The sequence below is a fragment of the Vibrio sp. 10N.247.311.14 genome, from assembly GCF_041467715.1.
GTDB lineage: Bacteria > Pseudomonadota > Gammaproteobacteria > Enterobacterales > Vibrionaceae > Vibrio > Vibrio crassostreae_C.
The window spans coordinates 1-16229 of record NZ_JBFSVE010000027.1 but is presented as its reverse complement, the minus strand read 5'-3'; the positions used below and the strand labels follow the sequence as shown (position 1 = coordinate 16229).

13 protein-coding genes are annotated in these 16229 nt (G+C 43.8%); 6 read left to right on the top strand and 7 right to left on the bottom strand.

Annotated elements, in window-relative coordinates:
* Window positions 1-18: 18 nt before the first annotated feature.
* On the bottom strand, window positions 19-975 hold the full coding sequence (dusC, locus tag AB6F11_RS11685; protein ID WP_017069187.1) for a tRNA dihydrouridine(16) synthase DusC: 957 nt from the start codon (window positions 973-975) through the stop codon (window positions 19-21).
* A 175-nt stretch (window positions 976-1150) separates the two neighbouring features.
* Between dusC and AB6F11_RS11680 the strand changes: the two genes are divergently transcribed.
* Window positions 1151-1771: a YecA family protein gene (locus AB6F11_RS11680; protein WP_104216099.1), complete on the top strand. Its 621-nt coding sequence runs from the start codon at window positions 1151-1153 to the stop codon at window positions 1769-1771.
* Between the two features lie 127 nt (window positions 1772-1898).
* Here the strand turns inward: AB6F11_RS11680 and dsbB are convergent, their stop codons facing one another.
* A complete protein-coding gene (dsbB, locus tag AB6F11_RS11675) occupies window positions 1899-2408 on the bottom strand; it encodes a disulfide bond formation protein DsbB (protein WP_029235487.1) in 510 nt (169 codons plus the stop codon).
* A 147-nt stretch (window positions 2409-2555) separates the two neighbouring features.
* Window positions 2556-4148 (bottom strand): Na(+)/H(+) antiporter NhaB, encoded by a 1593-nt coding sequence (nhaB, locus tag AB6F11_RS11670; RefSeq protein WP_102332510.1) that lies wholly within the window; start codon window positions 4146-4148, stop codon window positions 2556-2558.
* Window positions 4149-4788: 640 nt separating this feature from the next.
* Here nhaB and fadR point away from each other — a divergent pair.
* On the top strand, window positions 4789-5628 hold the full coding sequence (fadR, locus tag AB6F11_RS11665) for a fatty acid metabolism transcriptional regulator FadR (protein WP_017062161.1): 840 nt from the start codon (window positions 4789-4791) through the stop codon (window positions 5626-5628).
* 194 nt (window positions 5629-5822) lie between these two features.
* Here fadR and AB6F11_RS11660 read toward each other — a convergent pair whose 3' ends face one another.
* Window positions 5823-6302 carry a DUF1456 family protein gene (locus AB6F11_RS11660; RefSeq protein ID WP_010437231.1) on the bottom strand — a complete coding sequence of 160 codons (480 nt, stop codon included), beginning with the start codon at window positions 6300-6302 and terminating at the stop codon, window positions 5823-5825.
* A gap of 221 nt (window positions 6303-6523) precedes the next feature.
* Window positions 6524-8584 carry a methionine--tRNA ligase gene (gene metG / locus AB6F11_RS11655; RefSeq protein ID WP_104216098.1) on the bottom strand — a complete coding sequence of 687 codons (2061 nt, stop codon included), beginning with the start codon at window positions 8582-8584 and terminating at the stop codon, window positions 6524-6526.
* Between the two features lie 157 nt (window positions 8585-8741).
* On the opposite strand from metG, the gene apbC reads away from it, so the two are divergent.
* The 3 genes from apbC (at window position 8742) to AB6F11_RS11640 (ending at window position 12935) form a co-directional block, all read left to right on the top strand.
* A complete protein-coding gene (gene apbC / locus AB6F11_RS11650) occupies window positions 8742-9818 on the top strand; it encodes an iron-sulfur cluster carrier protein ApbC (protein ID WP_104216097.1) in 1077 nt (358 codons plus the stop codon).
* A 257-nt stretch (window positions 9819-10075) separates the two neighbouring features.
* Entirely contained in the window at window positions 10076-10717 is a 642-nt protein-coding gene (udk, locus tag AB6F11_RS11645) for a uridine kinase (protein WP_004734002.1), read from the top strand.
* Window positions 10718-10823: 106 nt separating this feature from the next.
* Complete coding sequence (locus AB6F11_RS11640; protein WP_104216096.1) at window positions 10824-12935, top strand: AsmA family protein; 2112 nt, start codon at window positions 10824-10826, stop codon at window positions 12933-12935.
* Between the two features lie 221 nt (window positions 12936-13156).
* Here the strand turns inward: AB6F11_RS11640 and cobO are convergent, their stop codons facing one another.
* Window positions 13157-13762 (bottom strand): cob(I)yrinic acid a,c-diamide adenosyltransferase, encoded by a 606-nt coding sequence (cobO, locus tag AB6F11_RS11635; protein WP_017062158.1) that lies wholly within the window; start codon window positions 13760-13762, stop codon window positions 13157-13159.
* Window positions 13763-13846: 84 nt separating this feature from the next.
* Here cobO and AB6F11_RS11630 point away from each other — a divergent pair, with 84 nt between their 5' ends.
* Window positions 13847-14296: a low molecular weight protein-tyrosine-phosphatase gene (locus AB6F11_RS11630; protein WP_017067202.1), complete on the top strand. Its 450-nt coding sequence runs from the start codon at window positions 13847-13849 to the stop codon at window positions 14294-14296.
* A 114-nt stretch (window positions 14297-14410) separates the two neighbouring features.
* Here AB6F11_RS11630 and AB6F11_RS11625 read toward each other — a convergent pair whose 3' ends face one another.
* Window positions 14411-15958: a SulP family inorganic anion transporter gene (locus tag AB6F11_RS11625; protein WP_017062156.1), complete on the bottom strand. Its 1548-nt coding sequence runs from the start codon at window positions 15956-15958 to the stop codon at window positions 14411-14413.
* Between the last annotated feature and the right edge of the window lie 271 nt (window positions 15959-16229).

Here is a 16229-nt window from a genome sequence, read left to right as displayed (position 1 = left end):
TTAACCCTAAACATAATCTTAAACAGGTTGGCGGCGTTCTTCTTGATAACGCTGAAGGCGTTCTACAATCGGTGGCGCCTTTTTGAAAGTACGAATTTCTTTAAACAGTTCGTTCGCTTCAGGGTAGCCTTTACTTAGATAAACAAACCACTGCTTCACTCTATTGGGGTAGTACATGCCTTTGTCCCCTTTAATTTGAAACTCTGAATAGCGCAGCAAAAGTTCAATGACTTTATCCCACGGCATTTTCTGGTGGTTGTGCTTAACGACGTTACCAAGGTTTGGAATATTGAAAGCACCACGGCAGACCATTAATGAATCGACGCCTGTTGCTTCTATGCAATCTTGACCATCTTGATAGTTCCAGATCTCCCCATTAGCAATCAACGGCAGAGATGTTTTTTCTCTTATTTGATTGATGAAATCCCATTTGATTTCGCTGGCTTTATAGCCGCCAACTTTGGTTCTTGCATGCACGGTGAGTTCGTCAGCTTTGGCTTGTTCGATGGCATCGACGATTTCAAAGCACTCTTCCGGATGCTCCCAACCTAATCGAATCTTTGCGGACACAGGAATGTGTGCCGGTACCGCTTCTCGACAGGCGTTCACCACTTGATAGATGAGCTCTGGCTCTTTTAGCAATGAAGCGCCACCATTACTTTTGTTGACCGCTTTTGCTGGGCAACCAAAATTAAGATCGATCCCTTTCGCGCCTAAGCTAGCAGCTTGAAAAGCATTCTCGGCCATCCAATTTGGGTGTTGCCCTAGAAGTTGGAGATGGATTGGCACACCAGCCATGGTCTGAGAGCCTTGATGTAGCTCAGGGCAAATACGGTGGAACACATGCGGGGGAAGAAGTTGATCTACGACGCGCACAAACTCTGTCACACAGAGATCGTAATCATTAATCTCTGTGAGAATTTCACGCATTAGGTGGTCTAGAACGCCCTCCATAGGGCCAAGTATTACGCGCATGTTGCTTTACCAAAACTGAATGAACCGAAAAATTCGAGGCGTGATTGTACGGTGTGCTTACAGAATTGTCACTATGAGTGTGGTGCATGTCTTAATGATGGTTTCGTCTCTTAATAGCGACATCTTTGGGAGGATGGCGTTATAATATCGAAAATGCCCAATATCCAGAGCTTTCATGACATATCAATTATTAAGCCTACCAGAATCAATCACTGACATTACTCAGCAGTTTATGGAAGGTGCAATCCTTGCCTCTAACTTAGCGACCAAACCACTCGATCCAGAAGAGTGGCTGGTTATCGTTGCGCCTGAAGCGGGTAAAGAGCTGGTAAAAACGGTGACAGAACAGATTAATCACCAGCACAACCTGATTCAGCGTAATGAATACCTATTAACAGACGTACTGGCTGAAGGTGACTTTAACGAACAGTTCGCTGATTTTTCTGAAGGCTTCATGATGGTTTGGCCAACAGTGGAAGAGCAGTGGCAGAGCGTGACAGTCGCGGATGGTACTCTGCGCATGTTGCAAGCGCTCTTAACCACCTTGATGCTTGCGATTGATGAAGAGCAAACTCAACAACAAATGATCGCTGCAGGGCTTACTAACCCACCATCGCTTGCCGATTTAGTGGGTCAAGTCGATCTGATGATCTCAGAAGTGGCAATGGCAGCGGATGAAGCTATGTTGGGCAATAAGTCCCAGAGCGTGAACCCGTTTAAAGACATCGGTCGAAACGACCTTTGCCCTTGTGAAAGCGGCAAGAAGTTTAAACAATGCTGCGGTAAAAGCAGCTAATCACGGCTTGTTGAGCAACTTAGTTTGTGTGAATAACAGACTCTCTTAATATGTTCAAAAGCTTAAGTAATAAAAAAGTCGACCTCGTGGTCGACTTTTTTGTTGTCCAAGTGTCAACGGCTTACTGTTAGTCGTTTTTCGACTTCACAAATTGAGAAATAACCACAATACCGAAAGCAACCAAGTTACCTGCAAAGATAATTACTAGCCACTGAGGCATAGAAAGATCGAAGAACTGCCACACAACCTTGCTGCAATCGCCGTAAGCCTCAAACATCCACGGAGCCCATTGGTTTAAAGGTGCCCAGCTAGGGAAGGTTACGAATAAGTCGCAGGTTGCGAAAGGGGACGGATTGAACTGGTAATCGACGTGCTCTAAAGCAAGCATCAAACCTTTGTATGCGCCAAATCCCCAGCTAGCAAGGCCTAACCAGCGTGATATTGGGTTATTCGGGGCAATCGCACCAATCATGGCGGCAACACCGATAGCGAGCATAGCAACGCGCTCATAGATACACATCACGCAAGGACCAAGCATCATCACGTGTTGGAAGAAGAGAGCGCACGCTTCAAAAAAGACAATAAAAGCCAGCAGTAAAAGCCAAGATAAACGTCCCTTAGAGAAGTCTTTAAGCATTGCAAAAAAGTTCACGAATTTAATCCCGTCTATAAAATAAAAAAGCCCTGATTACTCAGAGCTTTTTATCTTGGATAAGTTTCCTAATCAACTAATATTTTTGATTAGTTAGTTATAGTTATTGTGGTTTGCGACACAGTGTTTAGCTTAGTGACCACCAGAGATAACTGGAGCGACGACTTCACCAGTGCGTTGAATGATCCAACCAGCATCGTAGAACCATGCTGTCATTGGCTCTACGATGAACACAATGCCTGCTAGGCCAACCAGTGCCAATACGATGGTGTATGGCAGCGCCATGATAACCATGCGACCGTAAGACAATCGAATTAACGGAGCAAGTGCTGATGTTAATAGGAATAGGAATGCAGCTTGGCCATTTGGTGTAGCAACAGAAGGTAGGTTAGTACCAGTGTTGATAGCAACAGCAAGTAGGTCAAACTGGTCACGAGTGATAATGCCTTCAACCAGTGCAGTTTTCACTTCGTTGATGTAAACCGTACCTACGAATACGTTATCTGAAACCATCGACAAGATACCGTTGGCAACATAGAAGAGTGCGAGCTGTGCGCCTTTATCTTCAACGTGAAGTACAGCATCGATTACTGGCTTAAATAGAGCTTGGTCGATGATTACAGCAACAACCGCGAAAAAGACGGCAAGAAGTGCGGTAAATGGCAGTGCTTCTTCAAAGGCTTTACCCATTGAGTGCTCTTCGATAACGCCAGTAAATGCCGTTGCCAAGATGATCACTGAAAGGCCAATCAAACCTACTTCAGCAACGTGAAGTGCAAGGCCGACGATAAGCCAAACTGCGATTGCACTTTGAACCCATAGTTTTGCTACGTCTTGCTTTGTGCGGTTTGCACGTTCTTTGTTGTCAAACTCAACTAAGATTTGGCGAACATTCATTGGTAGTTGAGCACCGTAACCAAACACTTTGAATTTCTCGACAAGTGCACAAGTTAAAATACCGCAGAAGAAAACAGGTAGTGTTACTGGCAGCATACGGATGATAAATTCACCGAACTCCCAACCTGCTTGCTTAGCAATTACCAAGTTTTGTGGTTCACCTACCATGGTCATTACACCACCCAGTGCTGTACCCACACCAGCGTGCATTAGTAGTGAACGTAGGAAAGCACGGTAGTTTTCTAGGTCATCACGAGTTAGCTCTGAGATCTCTTCATCATGAGTATGATCGTGCGAAGACGTTGTGCCCTTGCCTGATGCAACCTTGTGGTAGATAGAGTAGAAGCCGACCGCAACGCTAATAACTACGGCGATTACTGTTAGTGCATCTAGGAATGCTGATAAGAAAGCGGCAGCAACACAGAAGGCAACGGAGAGTAAAATTTTAGATTGGATGCCAAGCAAGATCTTCGTGAAAATGAACAAAAGCAGTTCTTTCATGAAGTAAATGCCAGCAACCATGAATACGAGCAAGAGTAATACAGGAAGGTTTGCTTGCAGCTCGTGATAAACCATTTCTGGTTTGGTCATGCCAATGGCGACTGCTTGAATAGCTAATAGACCACCCGGTTGAAGTGGGTAGCATTTGAGAGCCATAGCTAGAGTGAAAATAAACTCAACCACCAATAGCCAGCCCGCAACAAATGGGTCAACTAGGAAGAAAACAAACGGGTTGATGATTAAAAAGGAAATGATGGCAAGTTTATACCAATCAGGAGCTTTACCAAGGAAGTTCTTGATAAAAGCGTTTCCGAGAGACATCGGCATGTTAATACTCTTTTATGTTGATTATGAATAGACAAGCAATACAACATTTTGAGAATCGAGCTATAGAAATTGTTAAAAACTATGACTAACAGTGACTTAGAAAAACTACATTCCATGTAATGTTCTGTGGTCTTGCCAAGTCACTCCCTTAGAAACTCAAGCACTGCTTATTTTTGAGCGCAACTTTACTCTTAGATAACATTTAGTCAACAGGAAAAGCCCTGTAGCCCTAAAAATACCTCTTTTTTGTTGAGAAACGCGATCAAAGTAGCGCAAGCATACCACTTAAAATGTGATAAAAACCGACTAGAATCAATATTTCAGCGAAATGATTGAAAATTACAGAATAACGACGGCTTATATATGATTATTACAACTTAATATTGCAAATTAATAGCTTTAAAAATATGACCAATCCCATTGATTTTAAAGAAAAATTGTTGTGTTAACGGTTTGTTTAAATGGTGGTTTAGAGTCGCTTGCTTTACAAACCTGAGGTGCAAACGTGTGCTGAACTTTAGAGTTATAACTCTAACGGTGTTTAGGGGGAGTAAAATTTTTGAGGGTGTTTCCGCTAGGTGTGAACTAGTGGTATGATGAGTAAATTAGAACAGAATAATTAAATTGGATTGAAGTGTAGATGGTCATTAAGGCGAAGAGCCCGGCAGGATTTGCAGAGAAGTATATCATTGAAAGTATTTGGAATGGCCGTTTCCCTCCAGGTTCTATCTTGCCCGCAGAGCGTGAGCTTTCTGAGCTGATTGGTGTTACACGTACTACGCTTCGTGAAGTACTACAACGTCTTGCTCGTGATGGTTGGTTGACAATCCAACATGGCAAACCAACTAAAGTTAACCAGTTTATGGAAACCTCAGGTCTTCATATCCTTGATACGCTAATGACGTTGGACGTTGATAACGCAAGCAAAATGGTAGAAGACCTGCTTGCTGCTCGTACTAATATCAGCCCGATCTTTATGCGTTATGCATTCAAAGCAAACAAAGAAGCTTCAGAGCGTACTATCAGTAACGTGATTGAATCTTGTGAAGCGCTACTTGCGGCACCAACTTGGGATGAGTTCCTAGAATCGTCGCCATACGCTGACAAGATCAAACAAGCGGTAAAAGAAGATTCAGAAAAAGATGAAGCGAAACGTCAGACGATCTTAATCGCGAAGACTTTCAACTTCTATGATTACATGCTTTTCCAACGTTTGGCATTCCACTCAGGCAACCAGATTTACGGCCTGATCTTTAACGGTGTGCGTAAACTTTATGACCGTATCGGTAGCTACTACTTCTCTAACCCAGAAGCACGACGTTTAGCGATGGACTTTTATAAAGAGTTGTTCATTATCTGTGAAAGTGGCGAGCGCGAAACTTTGCCATTAGTGATTCGTAACTACGGTATCGCAAGTGCACAAGTTTGGAATGAAATGAAAACGACATTGCCGACGAACTTCACTGAAGACGACAGCTAAGCCATAGGTTTACTATTGTTGTTCCTGTTTAGTCAGTGACGTAAAGAAAACGAAAAAGCGGCGAGATAATTCAATTATCTCGCCGCTTTTTATTTATCTGTCGTTACTAGAAAATTATCAGTGGGTCAGTTACTTACCTATGACGAGTAATTTATCTATGTGTAGCAACTTAAAATTTATCTAGGAGTAGTAACTTAACCCGCAAACTCTTCTGAGTCTGGACGGTTGGTAAATTGCACACCGTTTAGAAAATCGCAAAGTAGTTGGTCTTCACACACTTTGTAGTTTTTGTTTTCTGGCTTGCGGAAGTAAGCGCCGATTTCGTACTTGCTCAAGCTAATGCCAACCACTTCTAGTACGTCCAAAACATCTTCTGCTTTCATGTTTAATGCGATACGAAGCTTCATGAAGATCATGTTGTTCGTCAGTGCAACTTCAGGTTTAGGTTGCTCGCCTTCTTTTTTGCCACGCTTAAGGTTGATGAAACCATTTAGGAATACCGCTAACTCTTTATCTTTCATCTTAGAGCATGACTTGTCGTTGTCATCTTTTAGCCAGTTAATCACTTGGTCATGAGCAACAGTCACATCAGCTTGTTCGATAGCTTTGATGATTTGTGCATTTTTAAGGTTTAGTGCGTGTTGAATACGACGCAAGATTTCGTTGTTAGTCACTGGGGATTCCTAAAAAGGGTTTTAGAGTAAAGAGGTGTTGGTTTAGCCTATTTTTGTCGACGAACCAATTTCTACTCTACATAGCATAGTTGACGGCGACTCTAACAGAGAACGCTAATTTTCGGTAGATATAAAAAATCCCCAATGCTGATTAACTCTTTCAAGTCAAAAATGCATTAGGGATTTAGTGATGGGTGCTTGTTATCTGACTGGAGTCAGAATTACATTACACGCATACCAGGTTGAGCACCTTCGTGTGGCTCAAGGATCCATAGGTCGCTGCCGCCAGGGCCCGCTGCTAGGATCATGCCTTCAGACATACCAAACTTCATCTTACGAGGTTTTAGGTTTGCTACCATTACAGTTAGCTTGCCTTCTAGCTCTTCAGGTTTGTATGCTGATTTGATACCAGAGAATACTTGGCGAGTCTCACCACCGATGTCTAGTTGGAACTTCAGTAGTTTGTTCGCTTTTGGTACTTCTTCACAAGAGATGATACGAGCGATACGCATGTCTACTGCTGCAAAGGCATCGAACTCAATCTCGTCTGCGATTGGCTCTTTGTCTAGCTCAGTTTGGCTTGCTTGCTCTTTTTCAGTTTCTGCTTTTTCTTTCGCTGCTGCTTCAGCGGCTGCATCTTCTTTAGAAGACTCAACCATTGCTTCCACTTTCTTAGGGTCAATGCGGTTGAATAGCGCTTTGAACTTAGTGATCTCGTGATCAGTTAGCGGAGTAGCAATCGCTTCCCACGTTAGCTCTTCGTTTAGGAAAGCTTCAGTGCGAGCTGCAAGCTCTGGCATCACTGGTTTCAGGTAAGCCATCAGTACGCGGAATAGGTTAATACCTACAGAAGAAACTTGTTGAAGCTCAGCTTCTTTGCCTTCTTCTTTTGCAAGAACCCAAGGTGCTTTTTCGTCGATGTACTGGTTAGCTTTATCCGCTAGTGCAGTGATTTCACGGATAGCACGGCTGAATTCACGAGTTTCGTATAGCTCACCGATACGCTCAGCAGCAGCAACGAATTCGTTGTATAGCTCAGGCTCTGCAAATTCAGCAGCTAGCTTGCCTTCAAAACGCTTAGTAATGAAGCCAGCGTTACGAGAAGCTAGGTTAACAATCTTGTTTACTACGTCAGCGTTTACACGTTGAGTGAAGTCTTCAAGGTTAAGATCTAAGTCATCGATGCGGCTGTTTAGTTTAGCAGCGTAGTAGTAACGTAGACACTCAGGGTCTAGGTGGTTTAGGTACGTGCTTGCTTTGATGAATGTGCCTTTCGACTTAGACATCTTCGCACCGTTCACTGTTACGTAGCCGTGTACGAATACGTTGTTTGGCTTACGGAAACCTGCGCCGTCTAGCATTGCTGGCCAGAATAGGCTGTGGAAGTAAACAATGTCTTTACCGATGAAGTGGTAAAGCTCAGTTGTGCTGTCTTTCTTCCAGTATTCATCGAAGTTTAGATCGTCACGTTTGTCACATAGGTTCTTGAAAGAAGCCATGTAGCCAACAGGTGCGTCTAGCCATACGTAGAAGAACTTGTCTTTTTCGCCTGGGATTTCAAAGCCGAAGTAAGGTGCATCACGTGAGATATCCCACTGTTGCAGACCAGACTCAAACCATTCCTGCATTTTGTTTGCAGTTTCATTCTGTAGAGAGCCAGAACGAGTCCACTCTTTAAGCATGCTTTCGAACTGAGGTAGGTCGAAGAAGAAGTGCTCAGAGTCTTTCATTACTGGAGTTGCGCCAGAAACCGCTGATTTAGGGTTAATTAGCTCAGTTGGGCTGTATGTCTCACCACAGTTATCACAGTTATCACCATACTGGTCTTCTGACTTACACTTAGGGCAAGTACCTTTTACGAAGCGGTCTGGTAGGAACATCTCTTTCTCAGGATCGAAAAGCTGAGAAATAGTGCGGCTAGAAATGAAGCCGTTCTTTTTAAGTTCTAAGTAGATGTGAGAAGCCAGTTCACGGTTCTCTTCGCTGTGTGTGCTGTGGTAGTTATCAAAGCTGATATCAAAGCCAGCGAAGTCTTTTTGGTGCTCTTCACTAACAGCAGCGATCATCTCTTCTGGCGTGATACCCATCTGTTGAGCTTTAAGCATAATTGGCGTGCCGTGAGCATCGTCAGCACAGATGAAGTTTACAGTGTTGCCACGTAGACGCTGGTATCGAACCCAGATATCAGCTTGGATATGCTCAAGCATATGGCCAAGGTGAATAGAGCCGTTAGCGTACGGAAGCGCACAAGTTACCAAAAGTTGTCTTGGATCAGTTGCCATACTTAATAATTCGCTTTTTTGATAGGTATAAATTTGAGAGGTAATACTACTTTATAACGTGTGATACGCCAAGGTATCAGACTAAGGATTCCCCTAGTTTTTTAGGGGTTCAGTCTTCATCTCGTGGGTGATAGCATAAATAAAAAAAGGAGTCCCAATGCGTAACTTTACTTCTAAGCAAGATTTCTGTTCATGGTTGAATGAGTTCGAGTCACCAATCCTCATCCCAGAGTGGGCGCTACACCAAAATATTGTATCGGTTGATCCGCGTGGATCATTTGTTATCACCTTACCTTTTGCCGCTAATCAGCTTGCGGTTGAATTGGAACAGTGGATTCACTCTCAGATTGAACAACAGCTTGTTAGCGCTTTTCAGTTTGAAGTGAAGGTGAAGCCGTCTGCGTTAGAAACCACGGTTGCGACACCATTGAAGGGGGTGAAGAACATCATCGCCGTGACATCTGCAAAGGGTGGGGTGGGTAAATCGACCACTTCAGTCAACCTTGCTTTGGCTTTATCTAAGTCTGGTTCAAAAGTGGGTTTGTTGGATGCGGATATCTATGGTCCTTCTGTACCTATGATGCTTGGCCAATTAGATGCGAAACCAGAAGTCCAGAATAACAAGTGGATGATGCCAATCGAAGCGCACGGTATTTTCACTCACTCTATCGGTTATCTTGTGTCGAAAGATGACGCTGCGATTTGGCGCGGTCCAATGGCGGCCAAGGCTTTAGGTCAGCTTGTTAACGAAACCGTATGGCCAGAGTTGGATTATCTAGTTATTGATATGCCACCGGGCACGGGCGATATTCAGCTGACGTTATCGCAACAGATCCCAGTGACCGCGGCTGTAGTGGTGACCACTCCTCAAGATTTGGCGCTAGCGGATGCACGTAAAGGCGTAGCGATGTTTGATAAGGTGAGTGTGCCAGTCGCAGGCTTAGTTGAAAACATGAGCTATCATATTTGTAGTCACTGTGGTGAGAAAGAGCATATCTTTGGTGCTGGTGGTGCCGAAGCTATGTCAGAAGAGTTTTACCTCGATATTTTGGCACAGATCCCTCTTCATATTGATGTGCGAGAAGATATCGATGCAGGTTGCCCGACGGTGATTCGTCGTCCAGATAGTGAACATACACGTCACTACTTAGAGCTTGCAGAGAATGTGGCTGCGAAGATGTTCTGGACCGGCAAGGCGAGACCAGAAGCGATTAACTTCTCTATGGTTGAATAGCGCAAGTTAATCACAAAGTCGTTTAAATATAGTTTGGATTAGATAAACAGCGGTGGATTTAAGTCAATATCCATTGGGCTTGTGCAAATAGTTGTAGGCAAGTTATTTGAAAGCAAACGATTGCATTCATTAAATGCATTGATATCATCAATTTGACTGCAATTAGCTAAAATGGCGACTAGAATCTATGTGCTTTAGCCCCTATAATCAGGCGGTTTATCTCTTCCCACCACCAAACCATATCGGGTGCAAAATTAATGTCTGATAATAATCAATGTGTCATCGTAGGTATCGCTGGCGCTTCAGCTTCAGGAAAAAGTCTGATTGCTAGTACAATTTATAATGAATTGCGCGAAAAAGTAGGCGACCATCAAATTGGTGTTATCACGGAAGATTGCTATTACAGCGACCAAAGCCACTTGAGTATGGAAGAGCGTGTTAAAACTAACTACGATCACCCAAATGCACTAGATCATGATCTTTTATGTGAACATCTACAGCAGCTAATGAGTGGCAACGCCGTAGAAGTTCCTGAATACAGCTACACAGAGCACACACGTACTTCTGAAACGACTACACTTACTCCAAAGAAAGTGATCATTTTAGAGGGTATTCTGCTTCTAACAGACCCGCGTCTTCGTAAACTAATGCACGCAAGTGTGTTTATGGATACACCATTAGACATCTGTCTATTACGCCGTGTTAAGCGTGATGTAGAAGAGCGTGGTCGTACAATGGACACTGTACTTAAGCAATACCAAGAAACAGTACGTCCAATGTTCATGCAGTTTATCGAGCCTTCAAAACAACATGCAGACATCATCGTTCCTCGTGGTGGTAAAAACCGTATTGCGATTGATGTGCTAAAAGCGCACATTGCGAAGTTGTTGAAGTCTTAATCGAATAAAATTTTGCCTAAGTGACTCACTTAGCTTTATTTTTTACCGAATCAGTGGCACTTTTATAGTGCCACTTTCTTTTGGAATCTAAGCAAGGAATATGCGGATGAAGAAACTACTCATTTTCATAGCTGTACCAGTGTTTGTTGTCGTTGCAGCAATTCTGGCACTAGTGCTGTTAGTGAATCCCAACCAATTTAAGCCATTAATTGTCGAACAAGCCCAAAAATACACAGGCCTAGAGCTAGTGATCGAGGGTGATATCAGCTGGCAATTCTTCCCATCCATTGGCTTTGAACTTGGTCAAACTGAATTACGCAACCCTGAAGGTTTTACGCAACCTAACCTATTTAAGGTTGATACCGTTGGCGTTGACGTTTCGGTTACTCCGCTATTTAGCAACCAACTAGAGATCGGCAACATTACTCTAGATGGTGCAGAATTCTATTTAGAAACGCTTAAAGATGGTCGCAAGAACATTGATGCACTAACGCAAGCGTCAGCGCCTGCAGCAGGCACAAGTTCTGAATCAGCGCCTGCCCCTCAAGAGCAAACTACCACAGACGCATCGGGTTGGACGATCAACCTTGCAGGCGTAACTGTATCAAACGCATTGTTTGAAATGGACGACAAGCAAGCGGGTTCATTCACTAAGCTATACGATGTGTCTTTGAATCTTTCTGAGTTTGCCGTTGATACATGGACAACCGCGACATTTGCGGCTTCTGGTGAGAACAATCAACAGAAGTTCTCTGCACAAGGCAGTGCAGAATTCAAATTAGCTGAAGGCTTTGCAAGTTACGCACTTCGTAATATCGACTTAAACGCTAAGTTCAATGATCCAGCGACGTCGATTGAGTCAGCAAAAATTGGCTTGAATACGTTTGAGTTCGATAAGGTAAACCAACTGACTTACGCTGTAATCGGTAATGCAGCTGGCCTTGACCTTGATCTTAAAGGTGGCGGTGAACTTACTGTTGATAGCGCGATTTCAAAAGTAACGCTGAACAAGTTAACGTTAGACTCAACATTCAAAGGCGACACGCTTCCTCAGTCTCCAATGAAAGTCGACATGCTGTCTGACTTAAGCTTCGATCTTAACAAGAGCCACCTGAGCTTTGTGTTAGAGAAGCTACAAGCTAACGCTATTGCATTAGACGGTAAAGCAGACGTAATCATATCTGAAATACCAAAGGTTCGTTTCTCTCTTCATAGCCCGAATATTGATTTAGATGAATTCTTAGGCTTAGGCAATACAACAGAAACAGCGAGCACAGCGCCTTCTGGTTCTGCTGGTGGTTCAACGTCAAGTTCTGGTAGTTCAGATCCAGCTAAAGAAGTGGAACCTGATCTGTCGGCTCTGAAAACGTTAGACGTGAAAGGTGACATCACGATTGATAAGTTCAAGGCGAACAACGCGAAGATGCAGAATGTTAAAACCGCATTTTCGGTTAACCGTGGTATCGCAGAGCTAACCTCATTCACCTCGAATCTTTACCAAGGTTCTATTTCTGCTACTGCAAAGTTAGACGCTCGTAAAACACCAGCGACTTACACGGCTAAGAAGAAAATCAAAGGCGTGAAAGTACAACCGTTACTGGTTGATGTTGCAGATAACGATATGCTGGAAGGTACCGGTAATATTGATGTCAACGTGAAAGGTAAGAGTCTAACTCCGACGGGTATCAAGAAAAACCTAGTCGGTACTATCGCGATTAACTTTGAAGATGGTGCAGTTAACGGCATCAACGTAGCTCAACTGATTCGAGAAAACTACGCTAAGATCAAGGGCGAGAAAGTTGAAAGCACAAATGAAGCTCAAAAAACGGACTTCAGTGCAATGAAAGCGACGCTGAAAGTGGATAAAGGTTGGGTTTCAACTAACGACTTATCAGCACAGTCGCCACTGTTACGTGTGACAGGTCAAGGTAAAGCAAACTTCATCAATGAAACGGTCGACTTCCTTGTGCGTACATCAATTGTGGGTTCACTTGAAGGTCAGGGCGGTAAGAGCATCGACGACCTGAAAGATGTGACTATCCCAATTAAGGTAACAGGTCAGTGGGCAGCCCCGAAATTTGCACTTGTTTTTGATGATGTATTGAAACAGAAAGCACAGAAAGAAATTGACCGTGGTGTGAACAAGCTAACGGACAAGATCAAAGACGAGAAAACCAAAGAAGCCGTAGATGGTTTATTGAAAGGTTTCTTTAACTAAACGTTTTTAACTCGTATATAAAAGAAGCGCCATTCCTATTGTAGGAGTGGCGCTTTTGTTTGGATGCTTATAATACTTTCGAGAGATTCCCTATGACACTCGTCCCTCGCTCTAGGGAATGACGATAGGCCGTCGTCCTTTGTTCAAGAGCGTAACGGCCTAGTGGTCGTCATCCTCGAGAGGGAAGAATGACCGAGTCGGGGATCTCTGGTTGAAGGTGATTACCAGTCAACGCCTTGTAGCGCTTTAACACCAGATTCAAAAGCGTGTTTCACATTGCGAACTTCAGATACTGTATCTGCTATCTCAGTAAGAGTACGGTGCGCGCCACGACCTGTAATGATGACAGACTGCATCTTCGGGCGGTTATTCAACGCCTCAACCACTTCATCGAGTTCGATGTAACCGTAGCTAACCATGTAAGTCAGTTCATCAAACAGAATCACATCGATCGACTCATCAGCCAGCATGCGTTGGCACTCTTTCCATACACGCTGCGCAGCTTCAATATCTTGCGCTTTGTTCTGAGTTTCCCAAGTAAAGCCTGTGCCCATGACTTGGAACTCGACATCCAGCTTTTGCAGAACGTTTTTTTCGCCGTTATCCCAGGTACCTTTAACAAACTGAGCAACGGCGCATTTCTTACCATGACCAACTGCACGTGTAATCGTACCAAAACCGGATGTTGATTTACCTTTACCGTTACCCGTGATGACCAGCAATAGGCCTTTTACTTCTTGTGCTGCAGCGACACGTGCATCGACTTGTTCTTTTACTTTCTGTTGTCTTGCTTTGTGGCGTTGTTCTTTGTTGTCTTCAGTCGACATAACAAATCCTTTTAAGTTGTGATTGCGTCTATCATAGCCTAACTTAACGATAGCAAAAACCATCGGAAGAACAGGTGATTAGGGATGAAAAAGATACTCGTAGTTTGTATGGGGAATATTTGCCGCTCGCCAACAGGTGAAGCGGTGCTAAGGAAGAAAGCGCAACAGCTGGATATTGATGTTGTGGTCGACTCTGCGGGGACGATTGGTTTTCATCAAGGCAACCCGCCAGACTCGCGATCCAAATCTGCAGGAGAGAAGCGAGGCTACAGCTTTAAGGGGATTACTTCTCGTAAAGTGGTAGATAATGACTTCGAAGAATTTGACCTGATACTCGCGGCCGATAGGGCGAATTTAGACGACTTAATGAGCCAATGCCCAGTTCACCTCCAATACAAGCTCGCATTATTTTTGAGCTTTGGAGAGTCACAATATCAAGAGATCCCCGATCCGTATTATGGTGAGGGAAATGGTTTTGAATTGGTGTTGGATTTAATCGAAGAGTCTAGCGAAGCGATACTGCGTTCGATGTAGTGTAGGAACAATGTACGTCGTTTTGTTATCAGCGTAAGGGCTGACCGATAGGTATAAAAAAGGCCGACATTGAATGTCGGCCTCTCTAAATCTAACTTAAAGCTACAGCTAAGATTACTTAGACATTACTTTGTAGATTGGGTCTTCTGCAACGTTCGCTTCAACTAAGCTACCTGCTTTGTGCAGCATAGCAACACAGTCTTGGCTTAGGTGGCGAAGGTGAAGTGTTTTACCTAGCGCCGCGTAACGGTCAGCAATCGTGTCGATCGCTTCAATTGCAGAGTGGTCAGTCACGCGTGAGTTTGCGAAATCAACGATTACATCTTGTGGATCGTTGTATGCGTCAAACAACTCTAGGAAGTTAGCCGTTGAACCAAAGAAGATTGGGCCGTTAACTTTGTACTCTTTTGAGCCTTCAGCGTTTACTGATGTATCTGCGTAGATGTGTTTAGCATGTTGCCAAGCAAACATTAGCGCAGAAGCGACAACACCAACACCTACTGCCACAGCAAGATCAGTCAGTACTGTTACTACGGTAACAAGAACGATAACGAAGAAGTCTTGTTTAGGAACGCGACGCGCAAGCTTGAAGGTTGCCCATTCAAATGTGCCGATAACAACCATGAACATTACGCCCACAAGTGCTGCTAGAGGAATCATTTCAATCAGTGCAGAACCGAACAGGATGAACATCAGTAGTGCAACTGCGGCGACGATACCTGAAAGACGACCACGACCACCTGAGTTTACGTTGATCATCGATTGACCGATCATCGCACAACCACCCATCGCACCGAATACAGAACACGTTACGTTAGCCATACCTTGACCAACACATTCACGGTTAGATTGACCACGAGTGTTTGTCATTTCGTCTAGTACTGTCAGTGTCAGCAGAGATTCAATCAGGCCGATAGCCGCAAGGATAATTGCGTAAGGCAGGATGATCTGTAGTGTATCTAAAGAAAACGGAACAGCAGGAATTGAGAATGTTGGAAGAGAGCCCGCTAGCGTAGCAGCTTCGTCACCAGACATTGTACGTAGGAAGTCGACAACAGTGCGAGTTTCAAGGTCAAGACCCACAACCAAAGCCGTTACTGTAACAATAGCAACTAATGAAGATGGTACTGCTGTTGTTAGCTTAGGTAGGAAGTGGATGATAGCCATTGTAAGGGCTACTAGACCTAGCATTAGTGTCATTTGACCGCTTGGTAACCAAGTCAACGCACCTGTTACGTCTGGCGCTTTAAATTGACCAAGTTGAGCTAGGAAGATAACAATGGCCAAACCGTTCACGAAACCAATCATTACTGGGTGTGGAACGATACGGATAAATTTACCTAGTTTAAATACACCTGCTGCAATTTGCAGAAGGCCAGCCAGCATAACGGCTGCGAATAGGTATTGAACACCATGGGTTGCCACTAGGCTCACCATTACAACGGCCATTGCGCCGGTTGCGCCAGAAATCATACCTGGACGGCCGCCAAAGACAGAAGTGATTAAACCTACGATGAATGCTGCATAAAGACCAACCATTGGGTCAACGCCAGCAACAAAGGCGAATGCTACAGCTTCAGGTACCAGAGCCAGGGCTACTGTAAGACCTGAAAGCACGTCATTCTTTACAGAGTGCTTTGAAAATTGTGGGAATTCGAACATGTTTGCTCAGCTATGCTTAAGATGGATTTACCGACACGGGTGTATTGCGTAGCCAAACAGTGATGGAAAAGAGCGGCAATAGCGAAGTGTCGAAAAGATAAGTGCGCGAATGCTACCCAAAAATGTGATTAAGTTCAAGGTTGAACCTAACTTTGAGTAATATATCTGTTAATTTTTATTCGATTAGTAGATATGAAAAAGGCTGCTTTAATAAGCCTGTCTCTTATACACAAATCCCTAAGCCACGCTTGGGGATTTTTTTTGAACTATT

Bases quoted from the DNA above. Each gene is read 5' to 3' on its own strand.
- cobO (WP_017062158.1), bottom strand. From the start codon at position 13,762: ATGTCGACTGAAGACAACAAAGAACAACGCCACAAAGCAAGACAACAG.
- dusC (WP_017069187.1), bottom strand. From the start codon at position 975: ATGCGCGTAATACTTGGCCCTATGGAGGGCGTTCTAGACCACCTAATG.
- AB6F11_RS11640 (WP_104216096.1), top strand. From the start codon at position 10,824: ATGAAGAAACTACTCATTTTCATAGCTGTACCAGTGTTTGTTGTCGTT.
- AB6F11_RS11630 (WP_017067202.1), top strand. From the start codon at position 13,847: ATGAAAAAGATACTCGTAGTTTGTATGGGGAATATTTGCCGCTCGCCA.
- apbC (WP_104216097.1), top strand. From the start codon at position 8,742: ATGCGTAACTTTACTTCTAAGCAAGATTTCTGTTCATGGTTGAATGAG.
- udk (WP_004734002.1), top strand. From the start codon at position 10,076: ATGTCTGATAATAATCAATGTGTCATCGTAGGTATCGCTGGCGCTTCA.
- AB6F11_RS11680 (WP_104216099.1), top strand. From the start codon at position 1,151: ATGACATATCAATTATTAAGCCTACCAGAATCAATCACTGACATTACT.
- fadR (WP_017062161.1), top strand. From the start codon at position 4,789: ATGGTCATTAAGGCGAAGAGCCCGGCAGGATTTGCAGAGAAGTATATC.
- AB6F11_RS11625 (WP_017062156.1), bottom strand. From the start codon at position 15,958: ATGTTCGAATTCCCACAATTTTCAAAGCACTCTGTAAAGAATGACGTG.
- metG (WP_104216098.1), bottom strand. From the start codon at position 8,584: ATGGCAACTGATCCAAGACAACTTTTGGTAACTTGTGCGCTTCCGTAC.
- nhaB (WP_102332510.1), bottom strand. From the start codon at position 4,148: ATGCCGATGTCTCTCGGAAACGCTTTTATCAAGAACTTCCTTGGTAAA.
- dsbB (WP_029235487.1), bottom strand. From the start codon at position 2,408: ATGCTTAAAGACTTCTCTAAGGGACGTTTATCTTGGCTTTTACTGCTG.